We start from the raw sequence: 20,757 nt of genomic DNA on the forward strand, positions 1-20,757 counted from the left end.
TTCTGCCGATGACGCGGAAGTCGGACCATGGAGATATGTTGAAGCAACTGAAGGACTTCGCCATCGGAATCCACGCCGCGAACGCGATCAGGCACGGCATCCGCCCGCCTGCCGCGGCTCGGCCCGGCAGTCGGAAGCCGCAGTGCGGGGGAGTGCGGACCACCCGGTAGCGGCAAGATCTGTCGTCGGGTATTCACCTCGTCCGACCTGCGGTGTATTCCTCGCGTAATAGACTGGGTCACACCGAATCCGGGAAGGAACGATGATTATGCGCGGGCGACGGCCGCCACCCGCGAAGTCCGGGATGGGGCTCGGGGGAAAACTTATGGTTCTGGTCGTGCTCAGCTGGGTCGCCATCGGGCTGCTCGCGGCCGGTCAGCGACATCACTTCGCACATCTGCCCAAGAAATGCTCGGATTGGGCGACCATCGCGGTCACCGCCGCGGCGGGGCCGACCAACTACATCGGGCTCAATCCGCGCGTCACCGAATGTCAAGTGCCACAACCGAGTCAATAGCCGGGGACCTGCGCCCCCGGCTATCGGTCCTCAGTCGTGCACCGGCGCGACCACTCGCTGTTCGGTCTGGATCTCGCGCAGCCGCGAGCCCTCGACGTCGATATCGGGCACGATCCGGTCCAACCACTTCGGCATCCACCACGCCCACTTGCCCAGCAGCACAAGCAAAGCGGGAATGAGCACCATTCGGACGACGAACGCGTCCAAGGCCACGCCGACCGCCAGCGCGAAGCCCATCGACTTGGCGGTCACATCGGATTCCAGCAGGAACGAACCGAACACCGAGATCATGATGATCGCCGCCGAGGTCACCACGCGGGCTCCGTGGTGATAGCCCTTGATCACCGCCTCGGTGGGCTCGGCGCCGTGGACGTATTCCTCGCGCATGCGGGTCACCAGGAACACCTGGTAGTCCATCGCCAAGCCGAACACCAAGCCGATCAACATGATCGGTAGGAAGCTGACCAGCGGATGCGGGTCCTGGATCAGCCCGAGCTTGCCCTCCTGGAAGATCAGCACGGTCGCACCGAAGGTGGCCGCCATCGACAACAGGAAGCCCAACGCGGCGGTGAGCGGAACCAGAATCGAGCGGAACACCAGGATCAGCAGGATGAACGCGGCACCGGCCACGATCGCCATGTACGGCACGATCTTGCTCAACAGCACATGGTCGATATCGGCGTAGATCGCGGTGGTGCCGGTGATGCCGTACGACATGTTGTACTGCTCGTGCAGATCGGCTTCCGCGTCACGCGCCGACTGCACCAGATCCTTCGTCGACTGCGCGTTGGGTCCGGTCTTGGGGATGCCGTTGATCAGCGCGCCCGCCCCGTCCTCGCTCAGCTGTGGCTCGGTGACCAGATCCATGTCGGGATAGGAGGACAGCTTGTCGCGCAAGGCTTTCAGAGCTTCCGGCCGCTGGTCGACGGGAGTGTCGCTGAGGTCAACGGCCACCTGGAGCACGCCGTTGCTGCCCTCGCCGAACCCTTCGGTGCGCAGGTCGTAGGCCTTACGAACAGTCGTCGACTTGGGCAGACTGTCCTCGCCGGGCAGCCCGAGGTTCAGGTTCAGCGCGGGCGCGGCGAGCAGGCCGAGCACCACGATGGCCAGGATCATCGTGATCGCGGGGAACTTGGCGATCACCTTGGCCACGCGGGTGCCGTTGGTGACGACGCTGTCGTCCTCGGGATCGTGCTGGGCGATCAGCGGTAGCTTCGGCTTGAACAGGGCCTTGCCGAAGGCGCCGAGCAGGGCAGGCATCAGGGTGATGGCGGTGAGTACGGCGAACGCGGCGGCGATGGCGCCACCCAGACCCATGAACGTCAGGAATCTGACGCCGACGATGCTCAGTCCGACCAGCGCGATGATGACGGTGAGCCCGGCGAACACCACCGCCGAGCCCGCGGTACCCAATGCGGTGCCCGCTGCCTCCTCGGCTGAATCCTGTACCACCAGTTCGTGTTTGTAGCGCGAGACGATGAACAGCGCGTAGTCGATCGAGAGCGCGATGCCGATCATCGAGGCCAGGAACGTGGTGAAGCTCGGCACCGAAAGTACCGAGGTGGACAGGAAGATCAGCGACGTCGCCGCACCGAGTCCGACGATCGCGGTGATGATCGGCACGAACGCGGCCACGATCGCGCCGAACGCCACGATCATCACCACCAATGCCACGGCCATACCGATCATCTCGGACTTGCCGCTCGGCATCTCCTGTTCCATCGCGATGGTGCCGCTGATCTCGACCGTCAGCCCGGCCGCGCGGGCGGAATCGCCCACGTTGTAGGCGGCTTCGCGTTCGGTGGCGGTGATATCGGCGAAGTCGGTGATCGTGAACGGAACGCTGAAGAAGGCGACGGTGTCGGGTTCGGTCTTGTTCAGCACGTTCAGCGGCGCGCCGCTGCAGGTCGACGGATCGGGTTGCCCGGTGAGACAGCCCATTTCCTCGGTCACGGTGATCGGATTCTCGATCGGCTTCGTGTGGTCGACGATGTCGAGTCGGCCGAGTCCGCCGATCAGCTCATCGAGCGCCGCCCGGTTGGCCGGGTCGGTGAGCTTCTGCCCCGCAGGCGCGCCGACGACATATGTGCCGGTCACCGCGTCGAAAGCGAAGGCCTCGGACATGCCGGGGAAGTGCTTGTCGAGAATTTCGGTGGCCCGTTCCGAGGGCAGGTCCGGCATGGAGAAGTCGTCGGTCATCGGCTTCTGCAGCGACGATCCCAGTCCCGCGAGCACCATGAACAACAGCAACCAGACGGGCAGCACAATCCATTTGCGGCGAAAGGCCAGCTTGCCCCACCGGTAGAGATAGATGGACACGGTTCTTCTCCTCGTGGATCGGTGCAGAGCGCGGATCGGAGGTATAGCCGGGTCGAACTAGCCCTGAGTCTGCTGTCCGGCAACCGCGATATCAAGCACCCCTCCAGCGCGGATGCCGAAAACAAACGGCCCCGCAATCCTGGAGCGGATTGCGGGGCCGTGCGGTTCAGTGCCGGATCAGCCGACCGAAACCGGGTGTTTCACCGTTTCGACGGTCTCGTTGCGCAGCTGCTCGAGCTTCGCACCTTCGACGTCGATATCGGGCACGACGCGGTCGAGCCACTTCGGCATCCACCAGGCCCACTTGCCCATGATCACCAGCAGCGCGGGGACGACGATCATGCGGACGATGAACGCGTCGATCGCCACACCGGCGGCCAGCGCGAAACCGAACGACTTGGCGGTGACGTCGGTTTCCAGGATGAAGGAGCCGAACACCGAGATCATGATGATCGCGGCTGAGGTCACCACGCGGGCACCGTGGTGGTAGCCGGAGACCATCGCGTCCTTGGGCGATTTACCGTGCACGAACTCCTCGCGCATACGGGTCACCAGGAACACCTGGTAGTCCATCGCCAAGCCGAACACCAAGCCGATCAACATGATCGGCATGAAGCTGACCAGTGGTTGCGGATCCTCGATCAGGCCGAACGCGCCCTCCTGGAAGATCAGCACGGTCGCACCGAAGGTGGCCGCCATCGACAACAGGAAGCCCAGCGCCGCGGTGAGCGGAACCAGAATCGAGCGGAACACCAGGATCAGCAGGATGAACGCGGCACCGGCCACGATCGCCAGGTACGGCAGGATCTTGCTGAGCAGCACCTGGTCGACATCGGCGTAGATGGCGGTGGTGCCGGTGATGCCGTACTCCATGCCGTACTGCGCGTTCAGATCCGCTTCCGCGCCACGTGCTTCGGCGACCAGATCCTTGGTGTCCTGGTTGTTCGGACCGGACTCCGGGACACCGTTGAGCATGGCGCCCTGATTGTCCTTGCTCCACACCGGCTCGGTGACGTAATCCATGCCTTCGTAGGACTCGAGCTTGGCACGCAGCGCTCCAACCGCGGCCTCACGCTCGGCCTCGGGCGTCGCAGTCAAATCCGCGACGACCATGAGGACACCGTTGCTGCCTTCACCGAAACCTTCGGTCCGCAGGTCGTAGGCCTTACGGATGGTGGAGGTCTTCGGCATGCTGTCGTCACCGGGCAGGCCGAGGTTCAGACCCGCGGCGGGCGCGGCGAGCGCACCGAGCACGAGCACCGACAGGATCAGCGCGACCCACGGTGCCTTGGCGATCAGCTTGGCGAAACGCTGGCCGGTGGTTACCGAGGTCTCGTCTTCGGGGTCGTGCTGCGCCACGATCGGCAGCTTCGGCTTGAACAGTGCCTTGCCGAAGGCGCCCATCAGCGCGGGCATCAGGGTGATGGCGGTGAGTACGGCGAATGCCGCGGCGATGGCGCCACCCAGACCCATGAAGGTCAGGAAGTTCACGCCGACGATGCCGAGTGCGCCGAGCGCGATGATCACGGTGAGACCCGCGAACACCACGGCCGAACCGGCGGTGCCGAGCGCGGTGCCCGCGGCTTCTTCGGCCGAATCACGTACGGCCAGTTCGTGTTTGTATCGGGAGACGATGAACAGCGCGTAGTCGATCGAGAGCGCGATGCCGATCATCGAGGCCAGGAAGGTGGTGAAGCCGGGCACCTCCATCACCGAGGTGCCGAGCATGATCAGCGAGGTCGCCGCGCCGAGGCCGACGATGGCGGTGATGATGGGCACGACCGCGGCGACGATGGCGCCGAAGGCCACCACCATCACGATCAGCGCGACACCCATGCCGATCAGTTCGGCCTTGCCGCTCGGCTGTTCCTGCTTCATCGCGATCGAGCCGCTGAGCTCGACGGTCAGCCCGGCGTTGCGGGCTTCGGCACCGACCTCGAAGGCGGCGTCGCGCTCGGCGTCGGTCACGTCGGTGACGGCCTTGATGGTGAACGGGACGCTGAGCACGCCGACGGTGTCGGGTGCGGTCTCGCTCAGCACATTGAGCGGGGCGGACGAGCACTTCGACGGGTCAGGGGCGGTGAGGCAGCCCATCTCCTCGGTGGCCGCGACCGGGCTGGTCAGCTTCTTGTCGTGATCGACGATCGACAGGTCGTTGAGCTTGGCGATGAACGCGTCGATCGCGGCCCGGTTGGCCGGGTCGGTGAGCTTCTCACCCTCCGGGGCGCCGATGACGTAGGTGCCGGTGACGGCATCCATCGAGAACTGCGCCGACATGCCTTCGAAGTGCTTGTCGAGGATCTCGTTGGCGCGAGCGGACGGGAGCTCGGGCATGCTGAAGTCGTTGGACATCGGCTTGCTCAGCGCGGCGCCGAGGCCGCCGAGCAGCACGAGTAGCAGTAGCCAGACGGGCAACACGATCCATTTGCGGCGGAAAGCGAACTTTCCCCATCTGTACAGGTATACGGACACGCGGGTGCTCCTAGCGCGAAGAACGGGTGGGTGTGGCATGGCTCGTAGACAGCACTCGCGGGCCACCCCTGCGGGACCCGCCTCCACAACATCGTTTTCTGCCTACCGTGCGGTAGGTAGACTACCTAGTGGATAAGTGGAGGAGCAACCTCGATATTGAGGGCACAGGTTCCGCCACACCGAACCATGGGAGGATTGGCGCCATGCCTGCCCGACACATCGCCGACACCGTCACCGCAGGTGGGGGCACCAAACAGGCGATCCGCGACGCGGCGGTTTCCCTTTTCGCCGCCAAGGGTTTCGAGCAGACGAGCCTGCGCGAAGTGGCGGATGTGGTGGGAATCACGAAGGCGTCGCTGTATTACCACTACGCGTCGAAGCTCGATCTGCTCCTCGCGATCATCGATCCCATCATCGATCACATGCGCGGCATCGTCGAGGACATCGACGCCGTCCCGTACGACGACGAGGGGATCCGCGCGGTCCTTCGTACCTATCTGCGCGGCATGATCCGCCACCGCGACGCGGGCGCGCTCTGCGTGCGCGACACGGCGGCCATCGTCAACGCCATCGCCGACCGCTACCCCGATCTGATGGAACCCACCCGTGAGCTGCGGCTGTGGCTGGCCGGACCCGATCCGACCCGTGCCTCGACGTTGCGCGCTTCCGCGGCCATCGAGGTGCTCGGGGTGGCACTGCTGTCGTCGGAGCTCGCACCGGGCGCCACCGACGAGGAGGTCGAGAAGACCCTCCTCGACGCGGCGACCTGCGTGCTCACAGCGTGCGGCACCGCGTAAGTTCGACACCGTGCATATCACCGCCAGGGTCGATTACGCGGTGCGAACGCTGCTCGAACTCGCCGCGGCCGACGGAGTCGTCAAGTCCGAGGTCATCGCCGCCGCCGCGCAGATCCCACCGAAGGTGCTGGAGACGGTGCTGGCCGAACTGCGTCGCGCCGAGCTCGTGCTGAGCAGGCGCGGGCCCGACGGTGGATATCGACTCGGCAGGTCCGCGACGGAGATCTCGGTGGCCGATGTGATTCGCGCGGTGGAATCGCCGCTGGCCTCGGTGCGCGGGCAGCGGCCGGAGGATGTGCGTTATCCGGGTGCGGGGGAGCCGTTGCAGCAGGTGTGGATCGCGCTGCGAGTGAACATCAGAGCGGTGCTCGAGAACGTTTCGATCGCTGATATCGCTACCGACCGACTGCCCGGTTTTATCGGCGAATTGGTCGCTGACCCGGGCGCATGGGTGCGGCGCGAACCGCGCACCCCCGCCGGAACCTGAGTTGTCCACAGGCTCGAAGTTATCCACAGGGTGGGTAAAAGGGCGGGGCGTCGGTGACCGGCGCGAGGTAGCCTTCGATCCATCATGTTGATCACCCTGCTGAGGACCTACCTCACCCCCTACCGGCCCCAATTGGTGGCTGTGCTGGTCCTCCAGCTGATCTCGGTTATCGCGATGCTCTACCTGCCCAGCCTCAATGCCGACCTGATCGACGACGGTGTCACCAAGGGCGATATCGGTTTCATCTGGACCACCGGTCTGTGGATGCTCGCGGTGAGTTGCGTGCAGATCCTGGCCTCGGCGGCGTCGGTGTACTTCGGTGCGCAGGCGGCGATGGGCGCCGGTCGGGATATGCGCGGTGGCGTGCTGCACCGGGTGGAGACGTTCTCGGCCAGGGAGGTCGGAATGTTCGGCGCGCCCTCGCTGATCACCCGCTCCACCAACGACATCCAGCAGGTCCAGCTGCTCATCGTGATGTCGGTGACGATTCTGGTGATGGCGCCGATCATGTGCGTCGGTGGCGTCATCATGGCGCTGCGCGAAGACCTCGGGCTGTCGTGGTTGCTGTTGATCGCGGTGCCCGCCCTTGCTCTGTCGATGGGCACCATCGTGGCCAAAATGGTGCCGGGCTTCCGGGAGATGCAGGACCGCATCGACGGGGTCAACCGGGTGCTGCGCGAGCAGATCACCGGGATCCGGGTGGTGCGCGCGTTCGTGCGCGAGCGGCAGGAGATCTGGCGCTTCGGGATGGCCAATACCGCGCTCACCGACACTTCGCTGCGGGTGGGCAAGTTGATGGCGCTGATGTTCCCGACCGTGATGCTGATCAGCAATCTGACCGCGGTCGGGGTGATCTGGTTCGGCGGTCACCACGTGGACAACGGCACGATGCAGATCGGCTCGCTCACCGCGATGCTGTCCTATGTCATGCAGATCCTGATGGCCGTCATGATGGCCTCGTTTCTGGCGATGATGGCCCCCCGTGCGGCCGTCTCCGCGGATCGGATCGGCGCGGTGCTCGAGACCGAATCCTCGGTCCGCCCGCCCCGGCTGCCGCAGTCGTTCAAGGGCGACCAGGCCACGGTGGATATGCAATTCGCCGAATTCGCCTACCCCGGTGCGGAGAAGCCCGTGCTGCGCGGCATCCGGTTCGAGGCCACGCCCGGCACCACCACCGCGATTGTCGGTTCCACCGGTTCGGGTAAGACCACACTGATCAACCTGATCCCGCGCCTGATCGACGTCACCGACGGCGCGGTCTATGTCGGCGGCACCGACGTGCGTCACCTCGACCTCGAATTGTTGCGTAGCGGAATCGGATTGGTGCCGCAGAAGGCGTACCTGTTCTCCGGCACCATCGCGACCAACCTGCGCTACGGCAAGCCCGAGGCCACCGACGAAGAACTCTGGCACGCGCTCGAGGTCGCCCAGGCGGCCGATTTCGTGCGCGAGATGCCGCAGGGTCTCGACACTCCGGTAGCCCAGGGCGGAACCACCGTGTCGGGCGGTCAGCGGCAGCGACTGTGTATCGCCCGCGCGCTGGTGCGCAAGCCGCGGATCTTCCTGTTCGACGATTCGTTCTCCGCGCTCGACGTCGCCACCGATGCCAGACTGCGCGCCGCGCTGAAGCCAGAGACCGTCGACGCGTCGGTGATCATCGTGGCCCAGCGGATTCAGACGATTCGCGACGCCGACCAGATCGTCGTCCTCGAGGACGGCGCGATGGCAGGCATCGGTACCCATGACCACTTGATGCAGCGCTGCTCGGAGTATCGCGAGATCGTCGAGTCCCAGCTGAGCGTGGAGGAAGCCCGATGAGGCCAGGTGGACCCGTTCCCGGAGCGCCGGGGACGAAGGCCAAGTCGTTCACGCCGTCGCTGAAGCGACTACTGAGCAGGTTGGCTCCCGAGAAGTTCACCGCGGGCATGATCGTCGCGCTGGTGATCGCCTCGGTCGTACTGAATACGCTGGGCCCGTACCTGCTCGGCAAGGCGACGAACCTGGTGTTCGACGGGTTCGTCGGTAAGCAGCTCGAGCCCGGTCTCTCCAAGGACCAGACGGTCGAACTGCTGCGTAGCCAGGGTGAGACCACCCGCGCCGACATGCTCTCGGCGATGAACGTGATCCCCGGTACCGGCGTCGACTTCGATGCCGTCGGCCGGGTGCTGATGCTCGTGCTCGCGCTGTATGTCGCGGCGTCGGTGTTCGGTTGGCTGCAGGGTTATCTGCTCAATATCGTCATCAACCGTACCGTCAAGCGCCTGCGCGACGAGGTGGAGCACAAGCTGCACCGGCTGCCGCTGCGCTACTTCGACACCGCACCGCGCGGTGACGTGCTCAGCCGCGTGACCAACGACGTCGACAATGTCTCGCAGAGCCTGCAGCAGACGATGAGTCAGCTGCTGGTCTCGCTGTTCACCGTGGTCGGCATCCTGATCATGATGTTCTGGATCTCGCCGCTGCTGGCGCTGATCGCGCTGCTCACCGTGCCCGCCGCGATCGTGGTCACCGCGCAGATCGCCAAGCGATCCAAGCCGCACTTCGTCGACCAGTGGAAGTTCACCGGCGAAGTGAACTCCTCGGTGGAAGAGGCTTACACCGGCCACGAGATCATCACCGCGTTCGGCCGCGGCCGCGAAGTCGGCGAGGAGTTTGACAAGCGCAACAACAAGCTCTACGACGCCAGCTTCAAGGCGCAGTTCATCTCCGGCCTGATCATGCCCGCCATCATGTTCCTCGGGAACGTGAACTTCGTGTTCATCGCGCTGGTTGGCGGGCTGCGGGTGGCCACCGGCAACCTGTCGCTTGGCGAGGTGCAGGCGTTCATCCAGTACTCGCGCCAGTTCAGCCAGCCGCTCACCCAGATCGGTGCGATGGCGAACCTGCTGCAGTCCGGCGTGGCCTCGGCGGAACGGATCTTCGAGATCCTCGATGCCGAGGAACAGAGCCCCGATCCGCTGGTGGAGATCGCGCGCCCGGTGGATCGTGGGCGGGTGGAGTTCGAGGCGGTGTCCTTCGGCTACGACCCGGAAACACCTGTCATCGAACGACTTTCGCTGGTCGCCGATCCCGGCCACGTGGTCGCCATCGTCGGGCCGACCGGCGCCGGCAAGACCACGCTGGTGAACCTGCTGATGCGCTTCTACGAACTCGACGCGGGCACCATCGCGATCGACGATGTCGACATCACCACCATCACCCGCGACCATCTGCGCTCGCGCATCGGCATGGTGCTGCAGGACACCTGGCTGTTCAAGGGCACCATCCGCGAGAACATCGCCTACGGCGACCCGGCGGCGTCGGAAGCCGACATCCTGGCCGCGGCCAGGGCGGCCTACGTCGACCGGTTCGTGCACTCGCTGCCCAACGGCTACGACACGGTCATCGACGAAGAGGGCGGCGGGGTGAGCGCGGGTGAGAAGCAGCTGATCACGATCGCCCGCGCGTTCCTGGCCAAGCCGTCGATCCTGATCCTGGACGAGGCGACCAGCTCGGTCGACACCCGCACCGAGTCGCTGGTCCAGCACGCCACCGCGGCGCTACGTCGCGATCGCACCAGTTTCGTGATCGCGCATCGGCTCTCGACGATCCGGGACGCGGATCTGATCGTGGTGATGGACAAGGGGCGGATCGTCGAACACGGTACCCACGAGCGGCTGCTCACCGAGCGCGGGCCGTACTACAACCTGTACAACGCCCAGTTCGCAGCGGCTCAATAGAACGCGGCATCGCGGCCCTGGCACGATGGGTCGGTGGCCGATAGCAGCGAGTTCTCCTTCGAAGTAGGCACCCGTCTGGACGGGGGCAGGCACGGTCGGACCGGAGTGATCTCCACCCCGCACGGTGAGATCGCCACGCCCGCTTTCATTCCGGTGGGCACGAAGGCTTCGGTGAAGGCTGTGCTGCCGGAGACGATGCGGGAGATCGGGGCGCAGGCGCTGCTGGCCAATGCCTACCACCTGTATCTGCAGCCCGGCGCCGACGTTGTCGATGGAGCGGGTGGGCTCGGGAAGTTCATGAACTGGCCGGGGCCCACCTTCACCGACAGTGGTGGTTTCCAGGTGATGTCGCTGGGAGTCGGGTTCAAGAAGGTTCTCGCCATGGAGGCCGTAAATATCCGATCCGACCAGGTGATCGCGGCGGGCAAGGAGCGACTGGCCACCGTCGACGACGACGGGGTCACCTTCCGTTCGCACCTGGACGGTTCGAAGCATCGCTTCACGCCCGAGGTGTCGATGGGGATCCAGCACGAGCTCGGGGCCGACATCATGTTCGCCTTCGACGAGCTGACCACGTTGATGAATACCCGTGGCTATCAGGAGAAGTCGTTGCAGCGGACGCACGAATGGGCGCAGCGCTGCATCGACGAACATGAACGGCTCACCGCGGTGCGTAGTCATCGGCCGTATCAGGCGCTGTTCGCGGTGATCCAGGGCGCGCAGTACGAAGACCTCCGACGCAAGGCCTGTCGTGAGTTGGAGACGATTCGGGGGGCAGGCGGCACGGAATTCGACGGTTACGGGATCGGTGGGGCCCTCGAAAAGCACAATCTCGGAACGACCGTCGGGTGGTGCTGCGATGAGCTGCCCGAGGCCAAGCCGCGGCACATGCTGGGGATCAGCGAGCCGGAGGACATGTTCACCGCGATCGAGAACGGGGCGGACACGTTCGACTGCGTGAATCCGTCGCGGGTGGCACGGAACGCGGCGATCTATGTCGACGAGGGGCGGTTCAACATCAACACCGCGCGGTTCCGTCGGGACTTCACACCGATCGACGAGACGTGCGACTGCTACACCTGCGCCCACTACACCCGCGCCTACTTGCATCACCTGTTCAAGGCGAAAGAGATGCTCTCGGCGACGTTGTGCACGATTCACAACGAGCGCTTCACGATTCGGCTCGTCGATCGGATCAGAGCCAGCATCGAAGGCGGCTACTTCGACGAGTTCAAGAAAGAGTTCTTGGGACAGTGGCGCGGTCGGATCAAGGTGCCGGGGGAGTAGGCGGCGGACCTCGCGGATCCGCCGCCGTACCGCGACTAGTCGTGCAGCGCGCCGGCCTTCGCCGGGGCGTAGGTCGGTTCGGTCTTCTTGAGGACGGCGATGACGCGGTAGGTGATCGGCATGACGAGCACCTCGCACAGGGTCTTCCACAGGAAGCCGACGATGACGTAGTTGATGAACGACTGCCAGGTGTTGATGCCGATGGCGGTAGCGGCGATCGAGCAGAAGATCAGCGTGTCGGCGAACTCGCCGACGACGGTGGAGCCGATCAGGCGAGCCCACAGGTGCTTTTCCTTGGTGCGTTCCTTGATCAGCACCAGGGTGGCCGAGTTCAGCAGCTGGCCGACGAAGTAGCCGGCGAGACCCGCGAGCACCAGCTGGGGAGTGGTGCCGAGGACCGTGCGGAAGGCTTCCTGGTTTTCGTAGAACCCGGCAGGGGGGAGCTGGATGGCCACATAGAAGCAGCCGACGGTCAGCAGCAGCGCGCCGAAACCGGTGTAGATGGCGTGGCGGGTGGCGCGGAAGCCGTAGACCTCGCTGAGCACGTCGCCGAGGATGTAGGCCAGCGGGAACAGGAAGAAGGCACCGTCGGTCGCGATCGGCAGGATCTGGATCGGGCCGAGCATCACCGAACTGTCGGTGAAGAACTCCACACCCTTGGTGGCGCAGATGTTGGAGATGATCAGCGTCGCGGTGAACAGGGCGACGATTACCGGATAGAACCCCCGCGCAACCTGGGCGAATGCCGCATGTTCCGGCGCGGGGTGCCCAGATTGGGCGGGTTTGTCTAGCGAGTTCGTATCAGTCACGGCCCCTATTCTCCCAAGGAAGCGATGCGCCACGCTTGGCGGTTGTGGAATACGCTGTCTTTATGACGAATCCCGGCGATTCCGACGAGTGGTGGAAGCAGTACGGCGGCTCTGGCGTGTCGCCGGAGTCCGGCGCGCCGGGTTCGGTGCCGCAGCATCCCACCGCCCAACCGTCGCAGCCTTCCAGTTACCCGTCGTCGCCGCAGTACCCACAGCAGCCGACGCCGCCCCCTTCGCAGCCGCAGTATCCGCAACAGCCACCGTCGCAGCCGCAGTACCAGCAGCCGGGCCAGCCGCCCGCCTATGGGCAGCCGCCGCAGTACGGCGGCGGTTATCCGGCTTCGGGTGCCTATCAGCCGTACGGGCAGTACCCGCAGCCGCAGGGCACCAACGGTCTGGCGATCGGCGCGCTGATCGCCTCGCTGGTCGGCCTGTGCACCTGCATCGGCTCGATCGTCGGCATCGTCCTCGGTGTGATGGCGCTGAACCAGATCAAGGAGCGCGGGGGTGAAGGCAAGGGCATGGCCCAGGCGGGTATCTGGATCGGTGTCCTCGCCATCGTCGGCTGGATCCTCTACATTCTCTTCTTCGTAGTGCTCGGCATCGCCGGCGGATTCGACTCGTCCACGACCTACTGACCTCGACAACGAACAGGGGCGCTTCCGGAATCCGGAAGCGCCCCTGTTGTTTCGTCAGGTGAAGGGGATCAGCCCTTGACGACCTGCGTGCCGCCGGCGAACTTGTCGTGCCAGCCCTGCTTGTTCGGATCCTGCGAGATGGTGACCATGATGTAGATCATCAGGCCGAGGCTGATCAGCGAGCCGAGGCACGGGATCGCGCCGACCACCACGAACAGGTTGCGCTTGAGTGACTGCTCCGGCGTCAGAGCAGGCGCGCCGCCGGGCGCGAGCACCCGCAGGCCGAGGATCTTCTTGCCCAGTGTCTGGCCCTGCTGCGTGACCTCCATGGCCACGAAGTAGCCGTAGGCAGCCAGCGAGATGAGCGCACCGCCGACGAGCTGGAAGCTGTTGCCGCCGCCGAGAATGAGCGCGACCACGATCGAGAGCGGGATGCCGACGATCAGCTGGTCGATGATGCGCGCGCCGATCCGGATGCCGAGGTCGGCAGGCTGCGTCCCGACGAAGCCCTGCTGCTGGCCGCCACCCTGCGGGTACGGCTGCTGCTGAGCGTACGGGTCCTGCCCGTAGGCCGGCTGCTGCTGACCGTAGGGATCCGGCTGGCCGTAACCGGGCTGGGGTGCCCCGCCGTGTCCGGGCTGGCCGTACGGCTGCTGCTGTCCGTAGCCCGGCTGCGGCTGCTGCTGGCCGTAGGGGTCCTGGCCGTAGCCGCCGGGCTGACCGCCCTGCGGGTACTGGTTGGGGTCGTAACCACCGCTGGTCATAATCTCAGTCCTCGTTTTGATCTTCTAGATCGGTCGATGCGTACGTTACGGACATCCCTCAGGTCAGAACAACCCGATAGGCTCGAGTATCCACGGTTTTTCAGGGATGCGGGCGGGGTCGAAAACTTCGCGTAGCGCGGCAGTCGTCCGTGCGGTATAACCCAGCGAATTCGCGATTGCCGCTACCACGTCCTCGGGCGTGTTGCCCAGGGCGCGTTGATCCGAAAGACTCACGGCTCCATCACGTTTAGCGAGCCGCTTGCCCTGCTCGTTGAGCACGAGCGGCACGTGGGCGTAGGTCGGGACGGCGAGTCCGAGAAGTTGCGCCAAATACGCCTGACGCGGGGTGGACGGCAGTAGGTCGTCACCGCGAACTACCTGGTCAACGCCCTGGGCGGCATCGTCGACCACGACGGTGAGGTTGTATGCGGGGACACCGTCGCCCCGGCGCAACACCAAATCGTCGACGGCGCCCCGGTATCGGCCGTGCAGCAGATCGGTGAACTCGTACTCGGTCACGTCGGCACGCAAACGCACTGCGCCGACGCGTCCTTCGGCTCGCCGGGCCGCGCGGTCGGCCTCGCTCAGGTCACGACAGGTGCCGGGGTAGGCGCCCATCGGCCCGTGCGGCGCGGTGGCGGCCTGCTGGATTTCTCGTCTGGTACAGAAACATTCGTACGTGCGCCCCGCCGCGGTCAGTTCGGCGACCGCGGCCTCGTAGCGCGACAGTCGTTCGGATTGGTACACCACGGGGCCGTCCCAATCGATGCCGATCGCGGCGAGGTCGTCGAGCTGTCGCTGCGCGGCACCGGGGCGAACACGGTCCAGGTCGTCGACGCGAATCAGGAACTCGCGCCCCGAGGTTCGCGCGAACAGCCAGGCCAGCACTGCCGTACGCAGGTTCCCCACATGCAGCTCGCCCGACGGACTCGGGGCGTAGCGTCCCGCTCCGGTGCGCGCGCTGTCGTCGGCCGCGCCGGAACTCGCAGGCGCGCCGTGGCTGGTCGGCGGACTCGTCGGCACCCTTGAATTCTAGGCGGGCGCTCGGCACAGTCGCGTCCGCAGCCGCTCCTCGGCGACGAGCTCACCGGCATCGAGCGCGTCGAGTAACTCCTGCGCGTGCGCGATCAGCCCGGTCCGGTCCACATCGTGCTGCTGGGCATTCGCCGGATATGACCCGAGCCGCTCGCTCGCGCGGCGCAGAAGGGTACCCGCGCCTTTGGCATTGCCACGCTGGATGTGGGTGAGACCGACGGCGTACTGCGCCAACCCCTGCCAGAGCATCCGCTCGGCAACCGGCCTGTTCTTCCATGCCGCCTCCAATACCTCGTGGGCGTTGAATGCCAATCCGTCGTCCAGCAGTTGCTGAGCGAAGGTGAGAGTTTGCTGGGGTCCGAGCTCGAGGTCGTCGGGAATTCGGGCGACTCCGACACTGCCGGGGGGCAGCGGTCGGCCCAGGCGATCGCGGGGGCGGTCGTTACGGGCACGACCTGCGGTGTCTCGGTCACGGGAGATCATTACCCCATGATCCACGCCTGCCCTGGATGGTGCTCGTGGGACGGATGTGGTGCGCGAGAAATTGACGTATCACGGACTAATCACATGGAAGTAAATCAAGAGGTGTCAACCGGATCAGGAATGGGTAAGAGGGCCTGGCAATGCCCCCGCAAACGTGAAGCTTCGCAAGCTTGGCAAAACGATATGGGAAAGCAAATTCTCTTCCGCAACATTGCGGAAGACCTGCTAGTGTTTCTTCCGCCGGGGCAGCCCCGGGGGGCGGAAACGCCTTGTTGTGCTGGTTCGTGCCGGTCGGTTGCGCGCGCCGCGTGGCAGTGCCGTGTGTGCCGCGAAGTAACTCGTCGGTCGCGCCGGATTTCGACAATGTTCAACGATTCCAGGAGTTATCCCTCTTCTCGATGAACCAAAGGAGACAAGTGCCGTGGAAGTTGATGTGACCGACGCTGTGTGGCGGAAGAGCACCTACAGCGGACCCGATGGGAACTGCGTCGAAGTTGCCTTTCTCGCCGGCGGCGATATCGCCGTTCGCGACACCAAGGATCGCGGCCGCGGACCCGTGCTGGCCTTCGGTCCAGGCCAGTGGCGAGCCTTTCTCGCCGATGTCACCTCGGGAGAGTTCGCGCGCGGCTGAATCGCGTGGTGCATCTCGAACGGGCAATACCGGCCCCGAGTCGAGCGGACTCGGGGCCTTCTCAGTGACCTCGTAGGGTTGGCCTATCGTGGCCGGATGACCACGATGGCCGCGCGAGACGCGACGATGTTCTGGCTGTCGCGCCGCACCGTCAACGATGTGTTCATGCTCTACGCTTTCGCCGAAACCGACACCGCCACCGATGAACTCCGCGCTTTCGTCGCCGCGCGCGCCGCGCGCATTCCGGATCTGCGGATCCGCCTACAGGAGATACCGGGCGATCTCGGCTATCCGCGCTGGGTTCCGGCCGAATTCGCGTCCCAGCAATTCGTGCACCACCGGCCGGACGGCCGGTCATGGCAAGAACTGCTCACGAATCTGGGCGAACTCCTGGGAACCGGTGTCCAGCCGACCGAATTCCCTTGGCGCATACATGTTTTCCGCGATATTCACACCGCGCCGCAGGCGGCGGAGCCCGTTGTGGTGGTGGTGCTACAACTTTCACACGCACTGGCCGATGGCACCCGTGCCGCCGCCATCGCGCGCGCACTCTTCAGTGCGGCTGCCGATCCCGCTGTTGTCCACAGCACACCCGGTGCGCCTGTGGATAACTCGGCATATCGCCCGGTCGGACCTGCGCAAACTCCCACACAGCCTGTGGATTCCTGTGGACAACCCTGTGGATGGATTGCTCGACGGGTAGCTCCGAGAGTGCTTGGAGTGCTGCGTCTTCCCCGACAACTGGCGGCGACGGCGTGGCGCGGCCGCGCCGCCTACCAGGCACAACGGGAATTGGCCGACCGGACGGCTGCCGGCGAGGTGCCCGCGGCCGCAACCGGATTCGCGCCGTGTGTGCTGAATCCCGCGGTCACGGGCGACGAACACCACGTTCGCATGCTGGTTGTCGACGTCGGCAGCCTGCGCATTCCGGGCAAAACCGTTACCACTGTTGCGCTGACAGCGATTTCGCGAGCAATGTGCGACTACCTCACCGAGCGCGGTGCGCGACCGGAACGACTGGGGACGGCCCTGCCGATGGCACTTCCGGCGCCGAGCGCGGCCCGCAACAACTACCGCGGACTGTCCATCGACCTGCATATCGACGAACCCGACCTGCGGATCCGGGCGAATCTGATCGCCGACGACCTCGCCGCCCGTCGCGAACGAGCACTGAATCCGCTGCTCTCCGTCCAGGATCGAGTCGGCGAGGCGGTCCCTGCAGTCCTGGCGAGACGCGATGTCGAACGCGCCGACCTGGATAACGTGCCCGCGGTTCTCGATGGCAACACGGTCGTCTCCAGTGTCTATCGGGGCCGGGCAGATCTCGCTTTCGCGGGCGCCTCGGTCCTGTTCACCGCCGGTTTTCCTGCCCTCGGCACCGTCATGCACCTGACTCACGGGGTGCACGGAATCGGCGAAACGGTGACGCTGTCAGTGCATTCCGATCTCCGGGCAGTGCCCGACCCCGACCGCTACCTGGAACTGCTCGCCGAGTCGCTGGCTGCGGTTGTCGCGGCGCACCGCTGATCGCCTACATGCCCGGGCGGCGCCACCGACATCACCGAATTCGACCTGGGCCGACGCTGTTTCCCGCTCGGTTCAACTCGGCGCCCACCGCCAGTAGCGCCGAGTGCAGCGCCGTCGCCGGATCCGTTCCAGCGGCCTGTCCTTCGATCACACCGTCGATACGGAACGGGCAGAAGTACCCGGATCCGCTGTCTGTCCGGTGCGGTCGCCCGATCTCGATGAGCGGTCCGGGCCGGTGCGCGGCCGAGATCGCCGTCGCGAGAGCGGTATCGGCAGCCCGCGGATCCCGTCGACGAGTGGCGGGCAGCGCGGGCGCCGACTGTGCGTGCACCCGCTCGTACCAGGTGATGACCTCGAAAGATGCGGCGCGCGTACCGGTTTCGTAGTGCCCCAGCGCCGCTCTGCTGTAGGGAACGCGAGTGGCCAACGCGGCCAGCGATAATCCTGCTTCTTCCCGCAGTCGCCGCAACCGAGCTCCGACGACGCCGTTCCCCTGCTCGCCCCGACTGGACATGAACCCATCGTAGAGAACTGTAGACGTTTGTAGACGCTTTTTGCTGTCCAAAAGGTCTTGGCGGCGACCATACTTTTCGTGGCGGCTCAGCTCCCACCATACCGCGCCACTCGTGCAAGCACTGACTCGTTCGGAGGGGAACCGATGGAGATCTATCTGTGGATTGCTCTGGCGCTGTGCGTGTTCGGGGCGCTGAGCCGCTACCTACTACTCACGCCGCCCGCCGCGCGCACGCGCTCCAGCGTCGCCGAGATCCGCCGACGGCTTCAGGCCGAGCGCGAAGGACCGGGCCACGACTCGACGCTGCCGTCGGTGCGCAACATCTCCGCGAGAAGCTTCTCGGCGTCGGACTTCTCCCGCGCCAGGACGCTCCAGCCGCGCACCAGACCGTCGGGACCGGACTTCGTCGTCCACGAGCCGACGGCATGAGCACCCTGGGGATGCAGCGCGTAGTAGATGGTGCCGACCGGGAACGCGATATCCATGCCACGCATCCAGCCGGTGAGCGCCTCGCCCTCCCACACGCGCATCTCGCCACGCATCTGAGTGGTCGGATCAGTCTCGGGCGCAGGCGGTTCGGCGGCCGAGTCGAGCATCAGATGGTCGCCCTCGTGCCGGATCGTCACCGCCGCTATCTCGACCTCGTCCGGGTGATTCGCCGGTTTCTGCCAGGCTGCCCACCAGTGGCCCGCCAGGTCGACGCGGTTGTCCACGATGCCGGCCAGTTCCGCCAGCGAGACCTGCAACGCGTCGGCCAATCGGACCGCGACCGGCAGCGTCGGCGACTGCTCCTCGGATTCGTACCTGGTGATCTGGCGCGAGCTCACCCCGATCGCGGTGGCCAGCGCGGGCTGGGAGAGCCCGAGCAGCCTGCGCCGCTCCTGGATCACCTTCCCCGTCCCGGTGTTCATACAGTCATCGCCTCCATCGCCTGCCCCTCCCGTCACACCCTGCTGGACACATCCGCACCAGACCCGCCGACCTCGCGCGCCGCCACCCTCCGTGACGAGGACCACTGGCGCGCCGCACATGCCGACTGTGTGGCCGATTCTTCCATTTCTTCGCTCCAGCAGGCCCGTTTCGTGCTGACTCAGCACAACGAATGCGGCCCTCGCTGCCTACAGCACCTGGCGGCGACGGCGTACAGCACCGGCTTGATCGAGGACATCTGAGCGTGAAGTCCAGGTCGGCGGCCCCGACACGTTGACGAACTGGTTGCGAGAAGACGAAGCCGCTGCGATCGCCGTTACCGTCGAGGTATGAGTGCGGACCACCTGGCGGAAGGCGACGGCGCCATTGTTATCGAACGCCCGGGTCTTCGGCACCGATGGTGGCGACTGCGCCGACCGTTCATTCTGCCGTCGCAACGCGCCACCGCGGACAACATCGTCGCGGCACCCACCCCACTCCAGCCGATCGACCTGGCCGACGACGCCGAGGTCTCGCGGGTGCTCGATCTGGCGGTGCGGGTGGGTGAGGTCGTGCTCGCGGCGGGCACCGGTGTCGGTGACACCACCGCGCAGGTCCGCTTCATCGCCTCCACCTACGGTCTGAACAACTGCGACATCGATGTCACCTTCGACGCGATCCGCATCTGGGCCGACCGCGGGACGCGACTGCCACCCGCCAGCGATATGCGGGTGGTGAAGTATCGCTCGCTCGACTTCACCCGATTGGCCGCGGTCGACCGGCTCACCCGCCGCATCCGCAGCCAGCTCGTCCCCGTCGACCAGGCGCACGCCGCCCTAGACGAGCTCATCTCGTCGCGCCACCCCTATCCGCGCTGGGTGTCGACAGCGGGCTGGTCGCTGCTCGCGGCGGCGATCGCGGTGCTGCTCGGCGGCGGGTTCATGCTCGCCGCCATCAGTTTCGCGACCACCGCGGTGATCGACGTGGTGAACCGGGTGTTGCATCAACTCGGCCTGCCGTTGTTCTTCCAGCACATGATCGGTGGTGTCATCGCCGCTGCCCCCGCCATCGCGCTCGCCGCGTTCAGTGACCACTGGCGCGCCGATGCCGCGCTGATCGTGGCCGCGGGGATCACGGTGCTGCTGTCGGGTCTGCAGTTGGTCGGTTCGGTGCAGGACGCGATCACCGGCGCGCCGATCACCGCCGCGGCCCGCATGCTCGAAGTGGTGATGATGACCGCGGGCATCGTCGCGGGGATCGGTCTGGCGCTGCGCGTTTCGACCATGATGGGGATCGCGGTGCCGCAGATCGCGGCGAGCGCCGGCCGAGATATCGAATATCTGCCGATCAAACTGATCGCGGGTGCCGTCGCGGCGATCGCGTTCGCGCTGGCCTGCTACGCGGAGCGACGGGCGCTGGTCGCGGCCGGGCTCAGCGGCGCGGGCGGCACCATGGCCTTCCTCGGTGCGCAGTACATCGGGTTCGGGCCGGTGGTGGCTTCGGGCCTGGCGGCGACGCTGATCGGTCTCGCCGGTGGTCTGATGGCGCGTCGCGCGCTCACGCCGCCGTTGGTCGTCGCGGCGGCGGGCATCACGCCGCTGTTGCCTGGTTTGAAGGTGTATCGCGGGCTGTATGCCCTGCTCGACGATGAGACCGTGCTCGGTTTCGGGCAGATCCTCGGTGCGTTCGGTGTCGGCTGCGCGCTGGCCGCGGGCGTCATCCTTGGTGAATGGTTCGACCGCTTGCTGAGTCGCCGCGGTGCGCCGCGCGACTTCGACCCGACCTACACCAGTGACCGATGAACTAGATCTGCACGAGGGTGCTGGTCAGATTTGCACGAGGGTGCTGG

At 65.7% G+C, this 20,757-nt stretch carries 19 protein-coding genes; 11 read left to right on the forward strand and 8 right to left on the reverse strand.

Annotated elements, in window-relative coordinates:
• Positions 1-35 precede the first annotated feature (35 nt).
• Together ACLJPD_RS10885 and ACLJPD_RS10890 are read left to right on the forward strand one after the other, a co-directional pair.
• Positions 36-170 carry a hypothetical protein gene (locus ACLJPD_RS10885; protein WP_410871761.1) on the forward strand — a complete coding sequence of 45 codons (135 nt, stop codon included), beginning with the start codon at positions 36-38 and terminating at the stop codon, positions 168-170.
• Positions 171-337: 167 nt separating this feature from the next.
• A complete protein-coding gene (locus tag ACLJPD_RS10890) occupies positions 338-517 on the forward strand; it encodes a hypothetical protein (protein WP_410871762.1) in 180 nt (59 codons plus the stop codon).
• Positions 518-547: 30 nt separating this feature from the next.
• Here ACLJPD_RS10890 and ACLJPD_RS10895 read toward each other — a convergent pair whose 3' ends face one another.
• Positions 548-2,836: an MMPL family transporter gene (locus tag ACLJPD_RS10895; protein WP_410871763.1), complete on the reverse strand. Its 2,289-nt coding sequence runs from the start codon at positions 2,834-2,836 to the stop codon at positions 548-550.
• 177 nt (positions 2,837-3,013) lie between these two features.
• On the reverse strand, positions 3,014-5,308 hold the full coding sequence (locus ACLJPD_RS10900) for an MMPL family transporter (RefSeq protein WP_410871764.1): 2,295 nt from the start codon (positions 5,306-5,308) through the stop codon (positions 3,014-3,016).
• 203 nt (positions 5,309-5,511) lie between these two features.
• Here ACLJPD_RS10900 and ACLJPD_RS10905 point away from each other — a divergent pair, with 203 nt between their 5' ends.
• The 5 genes from ACLJPD_RS10905 (at position 5,512) to tgt (ending at position 11,598) form a co-directional block, all read left to right on the forward strand.
• Complete coding sequence (locus ACLJPD_RS10905; protein ID WP_410871765.1) at positions 5,512-6,105, forward strand: TetR/AcrR family transcriptional regulator; 594 nt, start codon at positions 5,512-5,514, stop codon at positions 6,103-6,105.
• Positions 6,106-6,115: 10 nt separating this feature from the next.
• Complete coding sequence (locus ACLJPD_RS10910) at positions 6,116-6,592, forward strand: RrF2 family transcriptional regulator (RefSeq protein WP_410871766.1); 477 nt, start codon at positions 6,116-6,118, stop codon at positions 6,590-6,592.
• An 84-nt stretch (positions 6,593-6,676) separates the two neighbouring features.
• On the forward strand, positions 6,677-8,410 hold the full coding sequence (locus ACLJPD_RS10915) for an ABC transporter ATP-binding protein (protein WP_410871767.1): 1,734 nt from the start codon (positions 6,677-6,679) through the stop codon (positions 8,408-8,410).
• Positions 8,407-10,311 carry an ABC transporter ATP-binding protein gene (locus ACLJPD_RS10920; protein WP_410871768.1) on the forward strand — a complete coding sequence of 635 codons (1,905 nt, stop codon included), beginning with the start codon at positions 8,407-8,409 and terminating at the stop codon, positions 10,309-10,311. The genes ACLJPD_RS10915 and ACLJPD_RS10920 overlap by 4 nt, the downstream gene beginning before the upstream one ends.
• A 33-nt stretch (positions 10,312-10,344) precedes the next feature.
• Positions 10,345-11,598, forward strand: a complete 1,254-nt coding sequence (gene tgt, locus ACLJPD_RS10925) for a tRNA guanosine(34) transglycosylase Tgt (RefSeq protein ID WP_410871769.1) — start codon at positions 10,345-10,347, stop codon at positions 11,596-11,598.
• 35 nt (positions 11,599-11,633) lie between these two features.
• Here tgt and ACLJPD_RS10930 read toward each other — a convergent pair whose 3' ends face one another.
• Complete coding sequence (locus ACLJPD_RS10930; RefSeq protein WP_410871770.1) at positions 11,634-12,407, reverse strand: queuosine precursor transporter; 774 nt, start codon at positions 12,405-12,407, stop codon at positions 11,634-11,636.
• A 62-nt stretch (positions 12,408-12,469) separates the two neighbouring features.
• On the opposite strand from ACLJPD_RS10930, the gene ACLJPD_RS10935 reads away from it, so the two are divergent.
• Positions 12,470-13,045 (forward strand): DUF4190 domain-containing protein, encoded by a 576-nt coding sequence (locus ACLJPD_RS10935; protein WP_410871771.1) that lies wholly within the window; start codon positions 12,470-12,472, stop codon positions 13,043-13,045.
• A 68-nt stretch (positions 13,046-13,113) separates the two neighbouring features.
• Here ACLJPD_RS10935 and ACLJPD_RS10940 read toward each other — a convergent pair whose 3' ends face one another.
• The 3 genes from ACLJPD_RS10940 to ACLJPD_RS10950 all read right to left on the reverse strand — a co-directional run bounded on the left by ACLJPD_RS10940 (position 13,114) and on the right by ACLJPD_RS10950 (position 15,327).
• Positions 13,114-13,809 carry an RDD family protein gene (locus ACLJPD_RS10940; RefSeq protein WP_410871772.1) on the reverse strand — a complete coding sequence of 232 codons (696 nt, stop codon included), beginning with the start codon at positions 13,807-13,809 and terminating at the stop codon, positions 13,114-13,116.
• A 63-nt stretch (positions 13,810-13,872) separates the two neighbouring features.
• Positions 13,873-14,832: a tRNA glutamyl-Q(34) synthetase GluQRS gene (gene gluQRS / locus ACLJPD_RS10945; RefSeq protein ID WP_410871773.1), complete on the reverse strand. Its 960-nt coding sequence runs from the start codon at positions 14,830-14,832 to the stop codon at positions 13,873-13,875.
• Positions 14,833-14,841: 9 nt separating this feature from the next.
• Positions 14,842-15,327 carry a DUF309 domain-containing protein gene (locus ACLJPD_RS10950; RefSeq protein WP_410871774.1) on the reverse strand — a complete coding sequence of 162 codons (486 nt, stop codon included), beginning with the start codon at positions 15,325-15,327 and terminating at the stop codon, positions 14,842-14,844.
• A gap of 421 nt (positions 15,328-15,748) precedes the next feature.
• Here ACLJPD_RS10950 and ACLJPD_RS10955 point away from each other — a divergent pair, with 421 nt between their 5' ends.
• Both ACLJPD_RS10955 and ACLJPD_RS10960 read left to right on the forward strand, forming a co-directional pair.
• Positions 15,749-15,958: a DUF397 domain-containing protein gene (locus ACLJPD_RS10955; RefSeq protein WP_378911156.1), complete on the forward strand. Its 210-nt coding sequence runs from the start codon at positions 15,749-15,751 to the stop codon at positions 15,956-15,958.
• Between the two features lie 96 nt (positions 15,959-16,054).
• Positions 16,055-17,485: a WS/DGAT domain-containing protein gene (locus ACLJPD_RS10960; RefSeq protein WP_410871775.1), complete on the forward strand. Its 1,431-nt coding sequence runs from the start codon at positions 16,055-16,057 to the stop codon at positions 17,483-17,485.
• 31 nt (positions 17,486-17,516) lie between these two features.
• Here ACLJPD_RS10960 and ACLJPD_RS10965 read toward each other — a convergent pair whose 3' ends face one another.
• Positions 17,517-17,999, reverse strand: a complete 483-nt coding sequence (locus ACLJPD_RS10965) for a helix-turn-helix domain-containing protein (RefSeq protein ID WP_410871776.1) — start codon at positions 17,997-17,999, stop codon at positions 17,517-17,519.
• A 266-nt stretch (positions 18,000-18,265) separates the two neighbouring features.
• Positions 18,266-18,910: a helix-turn-helix domain-containing protein gene (locus ACLJPD_RS10970; protein WP_410871777.1), complete on the reverse strand. Its 645-nt coding sequence runs from the start codon at positions 18,908-18,910 to the stop codon at positions 18,266-18,268.
• A gap of 348 nt (positions 18,911-19,258) precedes the next feature.
• Between ACLJPD_RS10970 and ACLJPD_RS10975 the strand changes: the two genes are divergently transcribed.
• Positions 19,259-20,710: a threonine/serine exporter ThrE family protein gene (locus ACLJPD_RS10975; RefSeq protein ID WP_410871778.1), complete on the forward strand. Its 1,452-nt coding sequence runs from the start codon at positions 19,259-19,261 to the stop codon at positions 20,708-20,710.
• The last annotated feature ends 47 nt before the right edge of the window (positions 20,711-20,757 follow it).

The organism is Nocardia sp. A7 (assembly GCF_046549215.1).
Classification (GTDB): Bacteria; Actinomycetota; Actinomycetes; order Mycobacteriales; family Mycobacteriaceae; genus Nocardia.